Annotated in this window: 21 protein-coding genes and 1 pseudogene; 13 read left to right on the plus strand and 9 right to left on the minus strand. The window is 56.3% G+C overall.

What is annotated here, in order from left to right; genetic code table 11:
• Nucleotides 1-56: 56 nt before the first annotated feature.
• The gene (locus PspTeo4_RS21295) at nt 57-278 is read right to left on the minus strand and encodes a hypothetical protein (protein WP_104886864.1); all 222 of its coding nucleotides are present in this window, start codon (nt 276-278) and stop codon (nt 57-59) included.
• Between the two features lie 258 nt (nt 279-536).
• Between PspTeo4_RS21295 and PspTeo4_RS21300 the strand changes: the two genes are divergently transcribed.
• Complete coding sequence (locus PspTeo4_RS21300) at nt 537-860, plus strand: hypothetical protein (protein ID WP_289805270.1); 324 nt, start codon at nt 537-539, stop codon at nt 858-860.
• Nucleotides 861-862: 2 nt separating this feature from the next.
• Entirely contained in the window at nt 863-1,012 is a 150-nt protein-coding gene (locus tag PspTeo4_RS21305) for a hypothetical protein (RefSeq protein WP_322365884.1), read from the plus strand.
• Nucleotides 1,013-1,179: 167 nt separating this feature from the next.
• Here the strand turns inward: PspTeo4_RS21305 and PspTeo4_RS21310 are convergent, their stop codons facing one another.
• Nucleotides 1,180-2,571 carry a heavy metal sensor histidine kinase gene (locus PspTeo4_RS21310; protein WP_129931837.1) on the minus strand — a complete coding sequence of 464 codons (1,392 nt, stop codon included), beginning with the start codon at nt 2,569-2,571 and terminating at the stop codon, nt 1,180-1,182.
• Nucleotides 2,568-3,242 (minus strand): heavy metal response regulator transcription factor, encoded by a 675-nt coding sequence (locus PspTeo4_RS21315; RefSeq protein WP_104886866.1) that lies wholly within the window; start codon nt 3,240-3,242, stop codon nt 2,568-2,570. The genes PspTeo4_RS21310 and PspTeo4_RS21315 overlap by 4 nt, the downstream gene beginning before the upstream one ends.
• A 704-nt stretch (nt 3,243-3,946) precedes the next feature.
• On the opposite strand from PspTeo4_RS21315, the pseudogene PspTeo4_RS21320 reads away from it, so the two are divergent.
• Nucleotides 3,947-4,279, plus strand: a pseudogene (locus tag PspTeo4_RS21320) (DUF2790 domain-containing protein).
• Between the two features lie 29 nt (nt 4,280-4,308).
• On the opposite strand, the gene PspTeo4_RS21325 reads toward PspTeo4_RS21320, so the two are convergent.
• The 3 genes from PspTeo4_RS21325 to PspTeo4_RS21335 all read right to left on the minus strand — a co-directional run bounded on the left by PspTeo4_RS21325 (nt 4,309) and on the right by PspTeo4_RS21335 (nt 5,978).
• A complete protein-coding gene (locus PspTeo4_RS21325) occupies nt 4,309-4,659 on the minus strand; it encodes a DUF3147 family protein (protein ID WP_104886867.1) in 351 nt (116 codons plus the stop codon).
• 157 nt (nt 4,660-4,816) lie between these two features.
• Nucleotides 4,817-5,722, minus strand: a complete 906-nt coding sequence (locus tag PspTeo4_RS21330) for a cation diffusion facilitator family transporter (protein ID WP_289805268.1) — start codon at nt 5,720-5,722, stop codon at nt 4,817-4,819.
• Nucleotides 5,723-5,777: 55 nt separating this feature from the next.
• Nucleotides 5,778-5,978, minus strand: a complete 201-nt coding sequence (locus tag PspTeo4_RS21335) for a zinc ribbon domain-containing protein (RefSeq protein ID WP_289805426.1) — start codon at nt 5,976-5,978, stop codon at nt 5,778-5,780.
• Between PspTeo4_RS21335 and PspTeo4_RS21340 the strand changes: the two genes are divergently transcribed.
• The gene (locus tag PspTeo4_RS21340) at nt 5,916-6,107 is read left to right on the plus strand and encodes a hypothetical protein (RefSeq protein WP_289805430.1); all 192 of its coding nucleotides are present in this window, start codon (nt 5,916-5,918) and stop codon (nt 6,105-6,107) included. The genes PspTeo4_RS21335 and PspTeo4_RS21340 overlap by 63 nt on opposite strands.
• Before the next feature lie 502 nt (nt 6,108-6,609).
• Nucleotides 6,610-8,304, plus strand: coding sequence for a phosphoethanolamine transferase (locus PspTeo4_RS21345; protein ID WP_104886870.1), 1,695 nt, complete (start codon nt 6,610-6,612; stop codon nt 8,302-8,304).
• Between the two features lie 209 nt (nt 8,305-8,513).
• On the opposite strand, the gene PspTeo4_RS21350 is transcribed toward PspTeo4_RS21345, so the two are convergent.
• Nucleotides 8,514-9,056, minus strand: a complete 543-nt coding sequence (locus PspTeo4_RS21350) for a flavin-containing monooxygenase (RefSeq protein WP_231386153.1) — start codon at nt 9,054-9,056, stop codon at nt 8,514-8,516.
• Nucleotides 9,057-9,098: 42 nt separating this feature from the next.
• Nucleotides 9,099-9,437: an ArsR/SmtB family transcription factor gene (locus tag PspTeo4_RS21355; protein WP_013974863.1), complete on the minus strand. Its 339-nt coding sequence runs from the start codon at nt 9,435-9,437 to the stop codon at nt 9,099-9,101.
• Nucleotides 9,438-9,552: 115 nt separating this feature from the next.
• On the opposite strand from PspTeo4_RS21355, the gene PspTeo4_RS21360 reads away from it, so the two are divergent.
• Genes PspTeo4_RS21360 through arsJ form a run of 8 tightly spaced genes read left to right on the plus strand, consistent with a single transcriptional unit; the run spans nt 9,553 to nt 15,416 of the window.
• Nucleotides 9,553-9,966, plus strand: a complete 414-nt coding sequence (locus PspTeo4_RS21360) for an arsenate reductase ArsC (protein ID WP_289805267.1) — start codon at nt 9,553-9,555, stop codon at nt 9,964-9,966.
• 8 nt (nt 9,967-9,974) lie between these two features.
• Nucleotides 9,975-10,331, plus strand: a complete 357-nt coding sequence (locus tag PspTeo4_RS21365) for a metalloregulator ArsR/SmtB family transcription factor (protein WP_129931833.1) — start codon at nt 9,975-9,977, stop codon at nt 10,329-10,331.
• Between the two features lie 19 nt (nt 10,332-10,350).
• Complete coding sequence (locus PspTeo4_RS21370) at nt 10,351-10,821, plus strand: arsenate reductase ArsC (RefSeq protein WP_044047179.1); 471 nt, start codon at nt 10,351-10,353, stop codon at nt 10,819-10,821.
• Nucleotides 10,822-10,839: 18 nt separating this feature from the next.
• Nucleotides 10,840-11,901 carry an ACR3 family arsenite efflux transporter gene (gene arsB / locus PspTeo4_RS21375; protein WP_054912979.1) on the plus strand — a complete coding sequence of 354 codons (1,062 nt, stop codon included), beginning with the start codon at nt 10,840-10,842 and terminating at the stop codon, nt 11,899-11,901.
• 3 nt (nt 11,902-11,904) lie between these two features.
• Entirely contained in the window at nt 11,905-12,621 is a 717-nt protein-coding gene (gene arsH / locus PspTeo4_RS21380; protein WP_289805266.1) for an arsenical resistance protein ArsH, read from the plus strand.
• Nucleotides 12,622-12,633: 12 nt separating this feature from the next.
• Nucleotides 12,634-13,137, plus strand: a complete 504-nt coding sequence (locus PspTeo4_RS21385; RefSeq protein WP_013974857.1) for a cyclin-dependent kinase inhibitor 3 family protein — start codon at nt 12,634-12,636, stop codon at nt 13,135-13,137.
• A gap of 32 nt (nt 13,138-13,169) precedes the next feature.
• Nucleotides 13,170-14,174: an ArsJ-associated glyceraldehyde-3-phosphate dehydrogenase gene (locus PspTeo4_RS21390; protein ID WP_289805265.1), complete on the plus strand. Its 1,005-nt coding sequence runs from the start codon at nt 13,170-13,172 to the stop codon at nt 14,172-14,174.
• A gap of 9 nt (nt 14,175-14,183) precedes the next feature.
• Nucleotides 14,184-15,416 carry an organoarsenical effux MFS transporter ArsJ gene (gene arsJ, locus PspTeo4_RS21395; RefSeq protein WP_104887857.1) on the plus strand — a complete coding sequence of 411 codons (1,233 nt, stop codon included), beginning with the start codon at nt 14,184-14,186 and terminating at the stop codon, nt 15,414-15,416.
• 23 nt (nt 15,417-15,439) lie between these two features.
• On the opposite strand, the gene PspTeo4_RS21400 is transcribed toward arsJ, so the two are convergent.
• A complete protein-coding gene (locus PspTeo4_RS21400) occupies nt 15,440-16,516 on the minus strand; it encodes an ArsO family NAD(P)H-dependent flavin-containing monooxygenase (RefSeq protein WP_289805264.1) in 1,077 nt (358 codons plus the stop codon).
• Nucleotides 16,517-16,695: the final 179 nt, after the last annotated feature.

Raw genomic sequence — 16,695 nt, forward strand, 5'->3', positions numbered from 1 at the left:
TACCCTGGCTTTTTTGTCGATTGCTTTCGTCATTTAAAGTCCTATTTAACCGCCGTTTAGTTATCAGCTTTTTCCTTACCATTCTTGCTTTCTTTCTTTTGCTCTTGGGCAATTTGTTGTTTGTTCTGATCCGAAGAGTCATCGCTCCATAGGCGAGCCTGTTCATTTCGGAAGTTTTCCTGGAACTGTTTCGCTCGCTCGTAACCACCTTCAGCGTAAGCGGTACTCACGAGACCAAGCAGCAGGCTGCCAATAGCGATAGATTTAGCAAATTTCATTGTGTGCCTCGGTTCTCACTAGGCCTGCCTGACTGGCGGCCTTTGTTGGTTTGTAGTTTAGGAGCGCGAAGCTAACGACAAGGTGAGTCAAGAATTACAATTCCGTAATTTAGGCGGCTGGCGAGATGCGCCAAATCTGCAAACCTGGAAGGATCATGTCTATCTCGCTTGTGTCGAGGGTGACGTTGATATCTAAACAAATAAACCACTGCGGCGTTACCGGCCGCTCGGGGAGATAGCCATGAATGAGATTGAGCCTTGACTGTTGCCATCGGTGACTTCCGTCGAAGCACTGAAAAACTCACCTTTCAGCTCGATGAGCTGGCTTCCCAAACCAGGGCTTGCAGCGCCGTTCTGGAAAAGTCGAGTGAGTTGGTGGAGGAGGTTGATCTCGTCAGTAGGCAGATTCAGGAGGAGGTGCGAAAGGCTGAGAAAGCCTGGTCCAATGCCGAAGAGGTCGCCATACGCGCTGCTGCAGAGGCATATTCCGCTGCCGCTCGTGGCGTCGAGACCGCCATCCAACCGCTGATTTCGGAGCTTACTGTCGCGACAAATCAGCGGATGCCTCGATCCTGGAGCTAACGGTGCTGGCTAAGCGTTATGTCATGGTAGTGGCGACAGCATTCTTCATACTGGCACTGATCTGTGTGTACTCGACCATGCAGTCCATAGAGGCCGCCGGCAGTGTGAGCGCTCAGGAAAAAGTGAATGCCCAATACTTCTCCCACCTGTGAAGAAACGCTAATCCAGAAGAGCAAAAGATTATAAAGTCGGTAATTCTGCGGTCGCCCATGGACCCTGTGGTGCTTAGGCATTGATGCATTGCATCAGACAAAAGGCCCGTCGATTGACGGGCCTTTGCAAGTGAGCGCGGTTCAATCAGCGGTCATTGTTGGCTGCTTTAGCTGGGCTTCGGGAAGTGGAGGTGGAACCAGGTGAAATTTTCCTCGGTCACTTCCACGCTCGCCGAGCCTTGATGTAGGCCCATGATCGACTGCACGATGGCAAGGCCAAGACCGGTTCCCCCTTCGCTTCGTGCTCGGCTCTTATCCACGCGGTAGAACCGTTCAAACAAATGCGCATGGTGTTCCTTGGCGATCCCGCGGCCCGGGTTGCCAACACTCAAGGTCGTGCCGCTACCACCGTGTTGCACTTTCACATAGACCGTACGACCGCGAGGGCAGTAGCGAATCGCATTCGACACCAGATTCGAGACGGCGCGTTGAATCATCAGGCGGTTCCCGCGCACCACGTCATCACTGCCAGAGATCTGCAGCTGGATCTCGCCTTCCTCTGCCGAAATGCTGAAGAGATCGCACACTCGCTTAACCTCGTCGACTAGGGACACGGGTTCAAACTCCACCATGGATGCCGGATGACTGACCTGAGCAAGGAACAGCATGTCGGAAACCATGCGGCTCATGCGGTCCAGCTCTTCTGTGCACGACTCCAGCACCTCCCTGTACTCGGAAAGCGATCGTTCTCTGGTTAGCGCAACTTGGGCTTTACCCATCAGGTTGGAAAGCGGCGCTCGCAGTTCGTGAGCAAGGTCGTCAGAAAACTGCGAGAGCTGCTGAACTCCGTCATCCAGGCGAGCCAGCATGATGTTGATACCGTCGGCGAGCTCTTTGAGTTCTGCCGGCATCCCATTAGTCGGCAGACGATGGTCAAGGCTCTCGGTGGAGATCTTCGAAGCGACCTTCAGGAACTTGGTCAGAGGCAGCAGACTTCTGCGGACTGTCCACCAGCCGATTGCGAGGATCAGCGCGATGATGAGCGGGGAAATCATCAGGGCCCAGGTGAGCAATGCATCAAGCAGCGCTTCATTGGACGACTGGTCCATGGTCATGTAGACACTGACTTCGGTTCCGTCGCCCAAACTCATGGTGCGAGAAGCTGTCAGCAAGGGGCGGTCCTGGGTGTCGCGCCACTCATGCTCCTTCGGCTGTGCGGATGGTTGGAACTTGTGCACCTCCACGTTCACCTGCTTCGAGCCGATCGAGAGCAGAGGCGTTTCACTCTGCGCCGACTCGAAGATGCTGACGTACAGGTTGTTGTGGCCCATCACCAGATCCACAAGCTGATGTGCGTCTGCGTTGACGCCTGAGATGTCGGAGATCATAGACAGGTTGTGAGCCATGCCCGCCATCTTGACTTCCAGGTCACTGCGAGCATTACGCTCTAGCGCCTGGCCTACCATCAGATACCCGAAGGTGGCGAATAGAAGCAGCAACGCTGCGCTCATCAACCCCACTTTTAATCCCAGCTTTGCAGCCAGGCTGAAAGGCCTCATGCGCGTTCCTCAAAAACGTACCCTACGCCACGAAGCGTGTGAATGAGCTTGGTTTCAAACGGGTCATCGATCTTTGAGCGAAGGCGCCGGATAGCGACATCGATGACGTTGGTATCGCAGTCAAAATTCATGTCCCAGACCAACGAAATGATCTGAGAACGAGTCAGCGCTTCGCCCGTCCTGCTCATAAGCAGGTGCAGGAGCGTAAATTCCTTTGTGGTGAGATCGATGCGTGTGCCAGCGCGGAAAACGCGATGGCGCACTGAGTCGAGTTCTAAATCGGCAATTTTTAGCGATCTCTTCTCGACTAATTCATCACCACGCCGCTGCAGCGAACGGATACGAGCGAGCAGCTCTGGGAATTCAAAGGGTTTGACAAGGTAGTCGTCAGCGCCGCCATCCAAGCCTTTGAGCTTGTCGTTGATGCGACCGCGGGCGGTTAGCATGATGATGCGGACCCGGCTGGTTTTCCTGATGGTTTCCAAAAGGTCCCAACCGTCGATGCCTGGAAGGTTGACGTCCAGCAGAACCAATGAATAGACGTTAGTATTGAACAAGTGCAGGGCGTCGACACCATTGTGCACGATATCTACGACATACCCGCTTTCGGATAAGCCCTGCTGAAGATATTCGGCAGTTTTAATTTCGTCTTCCACAACTAGAACGCGCATAACTTATCTCAAGGTGTGAGGAAGGATTTGGCCTAATCCGTCAAGACTATGGTTGCAGGCAGTTTGAAGGTTCGGCTGATATGCATGGCATCTGGAAGTCGCTACCTCTATCCATACGCCGGGGTCACCTGAGGACGCTTGAATCTTAACGCGAAGACGCTGGCCGCGGCGAAATCCTACAAATTTGTAATGTAGCCGCAAGATTGCTGACAGTCATGACGGCTCTCCCTAGTGAGCTTAGCGGATTCTGTGGCCTTCAGCGGTTTGCAGCCTTCACGCCTGACAAGCGAATTCGGCCGAGAGGGGTGGTGTTTCTGCCAAGCTGCTCTGCTTTGTGGCGTTTAATCCTTCAAGCTCAAGCTCAAGCTACGAGTGATGACAAGCCACCGATCATTCTACCCATTGAAACGGGCTTCAACCGGCGATCATGCTTGGCTTTTCATCTTACTTGAGCAAGGATAATTACTTTACAAACTATTACATGTCCAAATTGTAATTTCACAATCATCTTATCGTTAGCCGCTTTTGCTAGTTTAACAACAGCACACAGGCAGCGCTGCTTTGGGCCAGTCTCATCTGAAGCAGCATGGCGGGAGTAACGGAACCCTGCTCACGCCAATGCATTCACCTTGGAACCATACGCTCCTTTGGTAAGGTGGATTTTAGCGCCCCGCCATGGGCGCTTTTTTATTAATGGACTTCTCATGAAAGCAACTATATCGGCTATTGCTGCGTTCATGCTTTCTCTGCACTGTCGAAAAATGCCCAAAGTAGCGTTCAGATCAACGACGATCTTTAGCAGTCTGCCAGAAAGGCCAGAAAGGCTACAGAACGCTATGCTCAGAGCGTGAAGAAACCCATTCCCGAGCTTGAAGACTACGCTTACGGTATGGATTTGGACGCTGGCAAGCTGGTGTATGTCTCGCCTAGCGTTCGGTACTGCGGGAATGTGAGAAGCATGATGACTTACGAGGACTCCAAGGGCGAACTGCACATGGTTCGCTACCTCGTAAGGTGAGTGCATCAACAACCGGTAAGCGGACACCGAGTGCTTTCTGCACCCGGGTTATAGCAACTCGATGCCAAATCGCCTCAGGAGCAGGGCAAATCCTCCGAAGCTTGCCATAGTGATGAGGATGCTGGTGATAAGTGTCGGCCAGAAGCCCAACTTGGGCAGCAGTGCCGGAAATGCGATAAACATCGGCAGCGTTGGAATCACATACCAGAACGTGTACCAGGCATGATTGGAAATTTTCTCCATGCTTTGGTTGTCCAAGTAAAGCCAGATGAGCGTCAAGACGGTGACCAATGGCAGGGCGGCAACCAAGCCGCCCAGCTTGTCACTGCGCTTTGCCAGCTCAGACACGAGAACCACTATTGCGGCAGTGACCAAGTACTTCGTGATGATCCAAGACATCGCTGAACCTACTTGAGCTAGTGGAATGGATCTGCCGGGATCATTCACCAGGCACTCATGAAGTGCTTCTGCTGTCGCCAATCCATCCTTACCTCATCCTCGACCACACTACCCCCGACGTTGAAGGCGGTGTGTTGATCAGGTGTCTACCGGCCGATCAATGCGACGGCGAAGGGACGTTCTCGTGGAAAGCTGCGCGCTCGATCTGAATGGTGCAGTGATGGATTTCGAACGCGTCGCTGACTGCATCCACGACGGCCGCTAGCACAGCATCTCCATCTGCTGCGTCTCGGACGACCACGTGCGACGTCATCACGTTGCTTCCGCTGCTGACGGCCCAAACGTGCAAGTCATGGACATCCGTGACGCCGTCGACCTTGAGGATCGTGGCCTCGATTGCCGCCACGTTGAGTCCCCGGGGTACACCTTCCATAAGAATTCCCAAGCTCTCTCGAAGCAATTGCCAAGTCCGCGGCAATACCCAAAGGCCGATCGCTACGGCGACAACCGTGTCGACCCAGGTCCAGCCGGTAAAGCGGATAATGAGGGCGGCGATGATCACACCCAACGATCCGAGCATGTCGCTCCAGACTTCGAGGTAGGCGCCTTTGACGTTGAGGCTCTCGTTGCTGGCAGATGCCAGCAGTCGCATTGAAATCAGGTTGATGATCAGGCCGGCAATCGCGATCCACATCATTGTCCCGGTGGCGATCTCCGCTGGCATGAAGAAGCGCTGGTAGGCCTCGTACAAGATGTACATCGCCACCAGGAAGAGCAGCACGGCGTTGAACGTGGAGGCTAGGATCTCCAACCGCGCATAGCCAAAGGTTCTTTTCTGATCCGCCGGCCGCTTGGCGATCTGAAGCGCAATCAACGAAATTGCCAAAGCGGCTGTGTCGGTGAACATGTGAGACGCATCCGACAGCAACGCCAGGCTGCCGGTAATCCATGCGCCGATCACTTCAGCGATCATGAAACTACCGGTCAGGACCAATGCCATGACTAGTTTCTTCTGATGCCCCTCACGAACCGCGGCGCTGCTATGATCATGATTCGATCCCACGTATTTCTCCTTCCACAGGGTGGTGGTTGCGTTGGATTTCCAGTGTGGCCAAGCGCTAAGGGGTTGCCTGGCCGCACTGGCTGCAGAATTTTGCTCCTGCTGTCAGGGACGAGCCGCAGGCCGTGCAATCACTCGATAGTGGTGTTCCGCAGTTTAGACAAAAGCGTGCAGACGGGGCGTTCGCGGTCCGGCAGTGCCTGCAAGTCTGCAGATCTTTGACTGGGGCTTGAGCTATTGCGCGCCCACCCCCAATCACCTGGTCATTACCGTCGCAGGTTTGCTGCTGCTCATAACGACCATGCCGGTCATGTCGATCACTCCCGTGCCCACTACCGTGGTGCTTGCCACCGCCGTGGGTTCCGCGGCCGTGGTGGCCCCCCAGTAAATTTTTGAGAAAACTCATGGTATTCGTCCCTCATCGACAGGTGACATCAGCACGGGCAAAGGTGAAAGAAGTGTTCTGCTCGCTAGAATGACTTTTAAGTTAAAGTAAAGGTTCAAAATTAGCGTATGGCAAAACGTAGCTGGTTTGTTTGTGAGTTTTAATTTAATTAATCGGGCGGCATTAACCACCCAAAGAGTCAGACCTATCCATTTTTTATCATAGCCTGGGCAGTTCCAATCAAAAAAGTCATTATCGCGATCATGTCAGCATTGTAATCGCGAAGTCATCATGACGTTATCGTGTAGCGGAAATAATGCGCCTGGCGAGAGTTTATTTCTCATCAATCCCATGCCTCACACATCTTAAGCGTCCTCAGGCTAAAGGGACCAAGGTCTCAGACCTTCTCTACGCCCTGATTCGCTATGTCTGTCGGAGGCTTGCCATTTAGCTCCCGGCTATTCATGACCAGCGCCATGGATGAGCAGCTTCTTAGAGTTTGATAATGACACCTTCTAAATCCATTCATACCCTGTTCAGTAAATGGATCCATGCTATTCGCAATGTTAGACAGGAAGGCATCAGCACCAACTTACTCATCGCGCTAGTAACTTTCTGGTTATTGCTATTCGCGAACGCTGAGTTTTGGCGTGTGCTCTGGCGCCTGGCATTCAACACCGAGGAAGTAAACTGGCCGCTCGCCGCCAGCCTGCCAGTCGTGGTATTCGTTTGGGTGTTCACCGTACTTAGCTTGGGGTCATGGTCAAGATTCGCAAAACCTATGCTATGTCTAGTGCTGATCAGCGCGGCGTTAGCCAGCTACTTCATGAGTGCTTACGGAATTGTCATTGATTACACGATGTTCACCAACGTCGTGGAGACCGACGTCAGTGAGGTATCTGAGCTACTGAACTGGAAACTTGGCCTTTGGGTGGCAATGGTAGGGGTATTGCCCGTCTACCTGATCTGTCTGGTGCCCCTGCGACGCAAGCCCTGGACCAACGCGTTGGGTAGCAGACTCATCGTCCTGGCGCTCGCACTGGTAGCCCTTGCTGGTATCGTGCTGAGCCAGTACCAATCTTATGCCTCCCTCCTACGCAACAACCGGGAGATCCGGCTCATTCTGGTTCCCACCAATTTGTTTGCTGCCGGTCATGGTTACCTGAAACGCAAGCTGGCCACACCGAAAGCGCTGACCTCCATCGGTACCGACGCCGTGGTGACCAGGCAGGGAGCGGCTCGTAAACCCAAGCTGCTGGTACTGGCAGTCGGGGAGACCGCACGTTCCGCCAACTTCTCCCTGAATGGCTACTCCCGCGATACCAATCCTGAGCTGGAAAAGCGCAATGTCATCAGCTTCTCGAATGTGAGTTCTTGCGGCACCGCCACCGCGGTTTCGCTGCCATGCATGTTCTTGGACGTCGGTAGGGATGATTACAAGGACGGTTTGGCCAAGAGCCGCGAAGGGCTGCTCGATGTGCTTCAGCGCGCAGGCATCAGTATCATGTGGGCTGATAACAATTCGGGCTGCAAAGGGGTCTGTGATCGGGTGCCAAACCACAAGGCTACCCAACACGCAGATGCTCAGCTGTGCAGTAGCGACGAGTGCAAGGACGGTGTATTGCTCTCTGAGATGGAGGGCTTCATCAAGCGTCAGGAAGGCGATGCAGTCCTGGTGCTCCACTACAAGGGTAGTCACGGCCCGGCCTACTACAAGCGCTACCCCACGCAGTTCGAGAAATTCGGGCCGGTTTGCGAGACCAATGAGCTCGACAAATGTGAGCAGCAGGAAGTGATCAATGCCTATGACAATTCGATCCTCTACACCGACTACGTCACGGCTGGGCTGATCGATATTCTGGCCGCGAACAGCAAATTCGACACTGCGCTGATGTACGTTTCGGACCACGGGGAGTCACTGGGAGAGGGTGGTCTTTACCTGCATGGGCTGCCCTATGCGATGGCCCCAGATGAGCAAACCAAGGTGCCATTGGTGCTCTGGATGTCTGATTCTCTCGCGAAAAGCGAACGCCTCAATGTGGGCTGCTTGAAAGCACAGACGAGCTCGCCACTGAGCCACGACAACCTGTTCCACACCGTACTCGGGATGATGAACGTCCAGACATCCTCGTATCGCTCAGCTCTTGATTTTACTGCCCCTTGCAAGACTTTGACCGGAAGCACCTACTCAGGCCTCTAATGCTGCAACGGGCTGAACACGTGAGGTCGATAGCGATTCCACATCGAGCTGCTTTGACAGCAGCCAGAAGCTCGACTAACTACATAGCAGTACTCAACAACCCAAGCGGAAAAGGAAATTTGCATGAGCATCAAGCCAGGCCCTAAACGCACCAACGAAGATGGCACTCCGGACAAGAGGCAGCGGGTCACGCCTGAGAAGCAGAAGGATCACCCAGACCTGAAACCCCACAAGCATAAAAAGGGGGAGTAGGGCAGAAAAGCAGCTCTTCGGAGCTGCTTTTTTATCTGCAGACAGTGTCCTGAAAAGCTCTCTAGCCCAGGAATGTCAGGCATGAAAGGACGGCTGAAGCCACCTGATGCCACTACCACAGCACGCGTAGTGAAATTCGCTCCGTTGGCGGTGCGAACCTCAAATGCCTTGCCCTTCTGTACGACCGCCACCACTCGGGTACCGCCCTGAAAAGGGAGCTGAAACTCGGCGGCGTATGCCTCCAGGTACTGCACCACTTCATTTCGCACCGGGTAGTCCTTGGGATCGCCAAGAAACGCTCGCCCCGGCAGCGCTGAGTACTCCGATGGTGAGAACAACTGCAAGCTTTCGTAGTAGTTACGCCAGTTACCGCCCGGGGATGTCTGCTCATCCAAGATGAGGTAATCCAAGCCGTGCTGCTGTAAATGCCAGCCAGTCGCCAAACCTGCTTGCCCACCACCGATAACGACCACATCCAGAACGCGATCCAACTCATTCATATATGCGCACTCATGCATATTTAAAGGCAAAAAAAGGCCGGACTACGGACAGCAGATCGATACTAGACCTTTGGTTCGCTGGAGCAGGCCCTCCAGTCGCTCGACGATCGACCCACCATTTACTTCATAGAACACCTGCCGACCCACCTTGGTGGCCTTCACGATCTTGGCGTCATGCAATACCTGCAGGTGCCTGGAGATCACCGAGCGCTCCTGTGGCAGCTCTTTGGCGATTTCGCCGACATCCGCCCGGCCGAGCAAAAGTACGCGCTTGAAAACCGCGACTCTGGAAGGCTCGCAAAGCGCTTTGAAGAAGGTCTCGTCTAGCGACTCGATGGCGGCTTCGATGGCTTGAGCACGGAGATTTTGGTTGGTCGTCATGCAGCCAATATATGTGCATGAACGCGCACATGTAAAGCCACCCATCATCGAGGGGTTGCGACACATTCGAAAAAGCGTATATTCGAAAAACCATATACACTCAGGGTACCAAGTGATGACTGGCAAGACCCGCGTTCTGTTTGTTTGCACCGCAAACGCCGCTCGCTCCCAGCTCGCCGAAGCTTTGCTCCGGCACACAGACCCTGTGCATTTCGAAGCTTTTAGCGCAGGTACCCAGCCTGGCCAAGTCGATCCGCGCACCTATGACGCCCTCGAATATCTCGATATCGATACCAAGGCTCTACGCAGCAAGTCCATCGACGAGTTTGCAGGGGAACGGTTCGACTACTTGATTACGCTCTGCGACAAGGCAGCCCATGAGTGCCTTACTTTGCCTGCCCTCGGCGAGGTTCTGGCGTGGAACTTCGAAGACCCTGTTACCAGTGACCAACACGATGCCTTCCGACGCACGCTTCACGAGATTCATGAGCGCATCAAAATGTTCGTCCTCGTGAAAACTAAACACTGAGAATTGCTATGACTGACTCGCTGACACCTACCAAGGTTTTCAAATGCCTCGCCGACGAGAACCGCATTCGGATGATGCTGCTGATCGCTCGCGAGGAAGAACTCTGCGTCTGTGAACTGACCTGCGCGCTGGAAGAAAGCCAGCCCAAGGTTTCCCGCCACCTGGCGCAACTGCGCACGTGTGACCTGCTGGAAGACCGGCGTCAGGGCCAGTGGGTTTATTACCGCCTGCATCCATCGCTTCCCGGCTGGGTACGTGAGGTCCTGGCGACGACGCTGGAGGCCAACCGCGAATGGCTGAGTGCTAGCACTAAACGACTGGACACAATGGGTGACCGCCCTCAACGCGTCGCCTCCTGCTGCTGATCATTGCCGAGAAAAACCGATGAAAGTTCTGTTCCTCTGCACCGCCAATAGCTGCCGCAGCATCCTCTCCGAGGCTGTTTTCAATCATCTGGCCCCGGCCGGCATGAAGGCCTACAGCGCCGGCAGCCAGCCAAAGGGTGATGTGCACCCGCTGTCCATCACCGCGCTGCAGCGTGCTGGTATCTCCACCGAGGGCCTCAGCAGCAAGTCAAGTGACGCGCATGCCGAGCTGGCACCGGACTTTGTCATCACCGTCTGCGACAAGGCCGCTGGCGAAGCCTGCCCCGTGTTCTTCGGACCAGCAGTGAAAGCCCACTGGGGGCTTTCTGACCCTTCTGACCAGCAGGGCAACACCGCCGAACTGGACGCAGCGTTCGACGTCACGCTTGAGCAGATCAAACGACGCCTCAATGCATTCCTCGCGCTGCCTTTCGAACAATTGGATGCCGCCCAGCTTAAGGCCGAGCTGGCCCGTATCGGAACGCTCTGACGTTTAGGGAGATCCACCATGAGCAAAAGCCGACTTTCCTTTCTAGACCGCTACCTGACGGTGTGGATCTTTCTGGCCATGGGCCTGGGCATTGGTCTGGGCAGCCTGTTCCAGGGATTGCCTGCGTGGCTGAATAGCCTGTCGGTAGGCTCGACAAACATCCCCATCGCCATTGGCCTCATCGTAATGATGTACCCACCTCTGGCGAAGGTGAAATACGAGGAGTTGCCACAGGTATTCAAGGACAAGCGCATCCTTGCCCTGTCGCTGATCCAGAACTGGGTGATCGGCCCGGTCCTGATGTTCGGGCTGGCCGTTGTCTTCCTTTCCGACAAGCCTGAGTACATGACCGGCCTGATCCTCATCGGCTTGGCACGCTGCATCGCCATGGTGCTGGTGTGGAACCAGATCGCCGGTGGCAACAACCAGTACGTGGCGGGTCTGGTCGCCTTCAACAGCATTTTCCAGATCCTGTTCTTTAGCGTGTACGCCTGGATCTTCCTGGGGCTGTTGCCGCCGCTGTTTGGCCTTGAAGGTAGCGTCATTGAGACCAGCTTCCTCGATATCGCCCAATCGGTGCTGATCTACCTGGGCATCCCGTTCCTGGCTGGTTTCCTGACCCGCAAGATCCTGATCAGCAGCAAGGGCGAGACCTGGTACCAGGAGCGATTCATCCCGAAGATCAGCCCGCTGACCCTCGTGGCGTTGCTGCTGACCATCGTCGCCATGTTCAGCCTGAAAGGCGACATGGTGCTGCAACTGCCGCTGGATGTGCTGCGCATCGCTATCCCGCTGACCATCTACTTCGTGGTGATGTTCTTCATCAGCTTCTGGATGGGCAAGCTGTTGGAAGCTGACTACCCACGTACCACTGCGCTGGCGTTCACTGCAGCGAGCAACAATTTCGAACTGGCCATTGCCGTGGCCATCGCCACCTTCGGCCTTGCCTCGCCGGTCGCGTTTGCCACCGTCATCGGGCCCTTGGTGGAAGTGCCGGTACTGATCTCCCTGGTGGGCGTGGCCTTGTGGCTCAAGCGCCGCTGGTTCGATCAGCCATCTGGCGCCTTGACTCAGGAGTAAATCATGACCGAACACCATATCCCGAATATCGACAACGATCTGGTCGACCTGCCGACAGCAGACAAACTGGCAGTCGAGCAAAAGTCCACCCATAACCCTCGCATCCTGCTGCTGTACGGATCGACCCGCGAACGCTCGTTCAGCCGCCTGCTGACGGAAGAAGCGGCACGCCTGCTGGAGCACTTCGGTGCCGAGACGCGGATCTTCAATCCGACCGGGCTGCCACTGGCGGATGACGTGCCCAATGACCACCCCATAGTCAAGGAGCTGCGCGACCTGGTGCTGTGGTCGGAAGGCATGGTCTGGTGCTCGCCAGAGCGCCACGGCGCGATGACTGGCGTGTTCAAGTCGCAGATCGACTGGATTCCACTGAGCATGGGCGCCGTGCGCCCCACTCAAGGCAAAACCCTCGCGGTGATGCAGGTCTGCGGCGGCTCGCAGTCTTTCAACGTGGTCAACCAGCTGCGCGTCCTCGGCCGCTGGATGCGCATGTTCACCATCCCTAACCAGTCGTCCGTGCCGAAGGCCTATCTGGAATTCGACGAGGCGGGTCGCATGAAACCCTCTTCGTACTACGACCGTGTTGTCGACGTAATGGAGGAGCTGGTGAAGTTCACCCTGCTGCTTCGTGATCGCTCCGACTACCTGGTCGATCGCTACTCCGAACGTAAAGAGTCGGCTGAAGAACTATCCAAGCGTGTCAATCAACGATCCATTTGAGGCTTTGTGAGCATGCAATTGCACCCGTATTCAGTGTTGGCTAATTCCGAACTGGTCGGCCAGCTGATCTTCACTCCGTGCCCAGGTACCAAGGAGACATCGGTATCTCAGGCTCTGGCAACGTTGCACGATGCCGGCGCAAGCGCGCTGGTAACCCTGATGCCGAGTGAAGAACTGCTGCAGAACGAGATCGATCTGCTTCCCGAGGAGTGCCAACTGCTGGGCCTCGAATGGTTCCACCTGCCGGTCGAGGATGACGAAGCGCCCGGTGAGCCGTTTGCGGCCGCCTGGAAGGCTCACCGGGAACGCCTGAAAGAGCTGGTGATGACCGGTAAGACGATCGCCATTCACTGCAAGGGCGGCTCTGGCCGCACCGGCCTGTTTGCCGCCCGCCTGATGATCGAGTGCGGCATCCCTGTGCAGGAAGCTGTTTCCCAGGTCCAGGCCCTGCGTCCACGTGCGATCCAGAACCCTGCGCACGTTGGGTATATCAACCAGTTCAGCGACACCCTCTGACCTTTCGCTAATCGCGATTCGAGAACAAGAACATGGCTATCAAAGTAGGTATCAATGGGTTTGGCCGTATTGGTCGCTTGGCGCTTCGCGCCTCCTGGGACTGGCCGGAATTCGAGTTTGTGCAGATCAATGACCCGGCCGGTGACGCCGAGACCCATGCCCATCTGATCAACTTCGATTCGATCCACGGACGCTGGCACCGTGAAGCCCGCGCAGAGGGCGACGCGGTAGTGATCGAGGGCAAGCGCATCAAGGTCACCGCCAACAAGACCATCGCTGACACCGACTGGTCGGGCTGCGACTTGGTCATCGAGGCCAGCGGCAAGATGAAGTCGGTAGCCGTACTCCAGGCCTACCTGGATCAAGGCGTCAAACGTGTGGTCGTCTGCGCTCCACTGAAGGAGAAAGGCGCACTGAACGTGGTGATGGGCGTCAACCAGCACCTATTCGAGCCGGCGCAGCATCGTATCGTCACCGCCGCTTCCTGCACCACTAACTGCCTGGCCCCGGTGGTCAAGGTGATTCACGAGAACCTGGGCATACGCCACGGCTCGATCACCACCATTCACGACCTCACCAATACCCAGAGCATTCTGGATACACCGCACAAGGACCTGCGTCGCGCCCGAGCCTCGGGCATGAGCCTGATCCCGACCACCACGGGATCTGCCACCGCAATCGCCGAGATCTTCCCCGAGCTACGCGGCAAGCTGAATGGTCACGCCGTACGTGTACCACTGGCCAACGCCTCGCTGACCGACTGCGTGTTCGAAGTGGAACGTGAGACAACGGCTGAAGAGGTCAACGCGCTGCTGAAAGCCGCAACCGAAGGACCGCTGAAGGACATCCTGGGCTACGAAGAACGCCCCTTGGTGTCCATCGACTACCGCACCGATCCGCGGTCCTCGATCATCGATGCGCTGTCCACCCTCGTAGTCAACGGTACCCAAGTGAAGATCTACGCCTGGTACGACAACGAGTGGGGCTACGCCAACCGTGCGGTTGAACTAGCACGCCTGGTCGGCGCAGCGGAGTAAATGGCGACCATGAAGGCGTTGTCAGCCCTGTCTGCGGAAGTGCGTCAGTACCTGCTGGTTACCGGCAATTACTGGGCCTTCACCCTTACCGACGGCGCTTTGCGCATGCTGGTGGTACTGCACTTCCATTCGCTGGGCTACACGCCGCTGCAGATCGCGGCGCTGTTCCTGTTCTACGAAGTGTTCGGCGTGATCACCAACCTCGTGGGCGGCTACCTCGGCGCCCGCCTGGGGCTCAACCGCACCATGAACATCGGTCTTGGCATGCAGGTTGTCGCCCTGCTGATGCTCACGGTACCAGCAGCCTCGCTAACGGTGCCGTGGGTGATGGCCGCCCAGGCGCTCTCCGGCATCGCCAAGGACCTGAACAAGATGAGCGCCAAGAGCTCCATCAAGCTCCTGGTACCGGACAGCCAGCAAGGCACCCTCTACAAATGGGTGGCCATCCTAACGGGCTCGAAAAACGCCCTCAAAGGTGTGGGTTTCTTCCTCGGGGGAGCATTGCTAGCGCTGCTCGGTTTCACCCTGGCGGTGCTGGCCATGGCAGCAGCCTTGGCCCTCATTTGGATCTGCAGCTTGATCCTGCTGAAAAAGGACTTGGGCAAAGCCAAGGCCAAACCGAAGTTCCGCGACATGCTGTCCAAGAGCCGGGCGATCAACATTCTCTCGGCCGCACGGCTGTTTTTGTTCGGTGCGCGGGATGTCTGGTTTGTTGTGGCACTGCCGGTGTACCTGAGCTCTACGTTTGGCTGGGACTTCTGGCTGGTCGGCGGTTTCTTGGCCGCGTGGGTCATCGGCTACGGCATCGTCCAGTCGTTTGCTCCACATATCACCGGTAAGAAGCGCGGACATGTACCCGATGGTCGAGCAGCCTTCATCTGGGCAATCGCCCTGGCCGGGCTGCCTGCGCTCATTGCCGTGGGCCTGGCGGCAGGCTGGTCAGCGCAGGTAGTCTTGCTCGGCGGGTTGATGCTGTTCGGCGTGCTGTTCGCCGTGAACTCATCGCTGCACAGCTACCTGATCGTCAGTTACGCCAAGGAAGACGGCGTGTCCTTGGATGTGGGCTTCTACTACATGTCCAACGCCCTCGGGCGCTTGGTCGGCACGCTGCTGTCAGGTTGGGTATTCCAAGCCTATGGGTTGGAAGCTTGTTTGTGGGTCTCCAGCATCCTCGTATTGGCTGCCGCGCTCATCTCGATCGCACTGCCCAGGCACAGCGAAATGGCACAGCAGACGCACTGATCCGTGAGGAAATGCGGAGGCCATCAGGCCTCCGCTTTCACCACAAACTGCTCGATCTCAGTTGCACTACTGCGGGCAGTGCGGGTCACCCCGATCAAGGTTGCTGATGCAGAACCTGTCCACTCGCCATAGCCCACCAACCAAAGTCTCGGCTCACTCACAGATCGGGTCCCTTCGACCTCTACACGTCCTTGCTCAGTAACAACCCCAAGGCTGGCGAGGTGTCCCAAGGCGGGTTTGAACCCGGTGCACCAGATCACTGCATCCACTGCGGTTTCCGAGTCGTCTGCCCAGACCACGCCGTTAGGGGTGAAACGAACGAAGGGTCTCACCGCGTGCAGAACGTCTCGCTCACGCGCCTCCACCACAGGCGGGACCATTACCACATCGCCCAACCCGCCGACCGGCTGCTCAATTACACGCCCCTCCACCTGCGCTTTCCAGCGCTCTGTGGCCCGCTCGAACAGCACTCGGCCATCTACATCATCAGGTAGGAAAACTGGATCGGTAGGGGTTACCCAGGTCGCAGCAGCTACTTTGGAAACCTCTGCGAGAATCTGAGCGCCGGAGTTGCCGCCGCCGACGACTAGCACGCGCTTGCCCGAGAAGGCCTGCGGTTCAACGTAGTGAGCCGAATGCAGCTGCTGGCCACGGAACAGCTCAGCGCCGGGGTAAGAAGGTATGTTCGGATTGCTCCAAGTGCCTGTAGCACTGACCACAGCTTTGGCATCCCAATGGCCAGACTCTGAATGGACACGTAACGCGCCGGCTACTCGCTCGACTGAGGTGACACGTACCGGCCGTTTAATCGGAAACTGATAGCGCGCCTCATACTGGGTGAGGTAGTCGATGACATGTTCGCGAGACGGATAGCCATCCTGAGCAGGCGGCATCATCCAACCGGGAATGGAGCTCCAGGTGGCTGGCGAGAACAGTCGCAGGGAATCCCAGCCGTGTCGCCAAGCCCCGCCGGCGCCCTGCTCGGCATCGAGGATGATGAACGAGAGATCTGTCCGGCGCAGGAAGTACGCCGTTGCCAGGGCGGCTTGTCCTCCGCCAATGATGGCTACATCCCACAAGCGCTCTGCATGGGCTTTCATTTCACTCCCTCCGGCCATGGTCAGGCCCCATTTTCTCAGGTGCTGCGGTAAGTGACTTGATGTAGGTCGTCTGAAGCCAGAGTCTGACAAAGAGCTGGACGTACTAGCAGGGGAGTATGTACTGCTTGTCGACCGAGCAACATGTCATGCTGACCGAACGCCTGGCCACCGATACCTTT

Source organism: Pseudomonas sp. Teo4 (assembly GCF_034387475.1).
In the GTDB taxonomy this organism is placed as follows: Bacteria; Pseudomonadota; Gammaproteobacteria; order Pseudomonadales; family Pseudomonadaceae; genus Aquipseudomonas.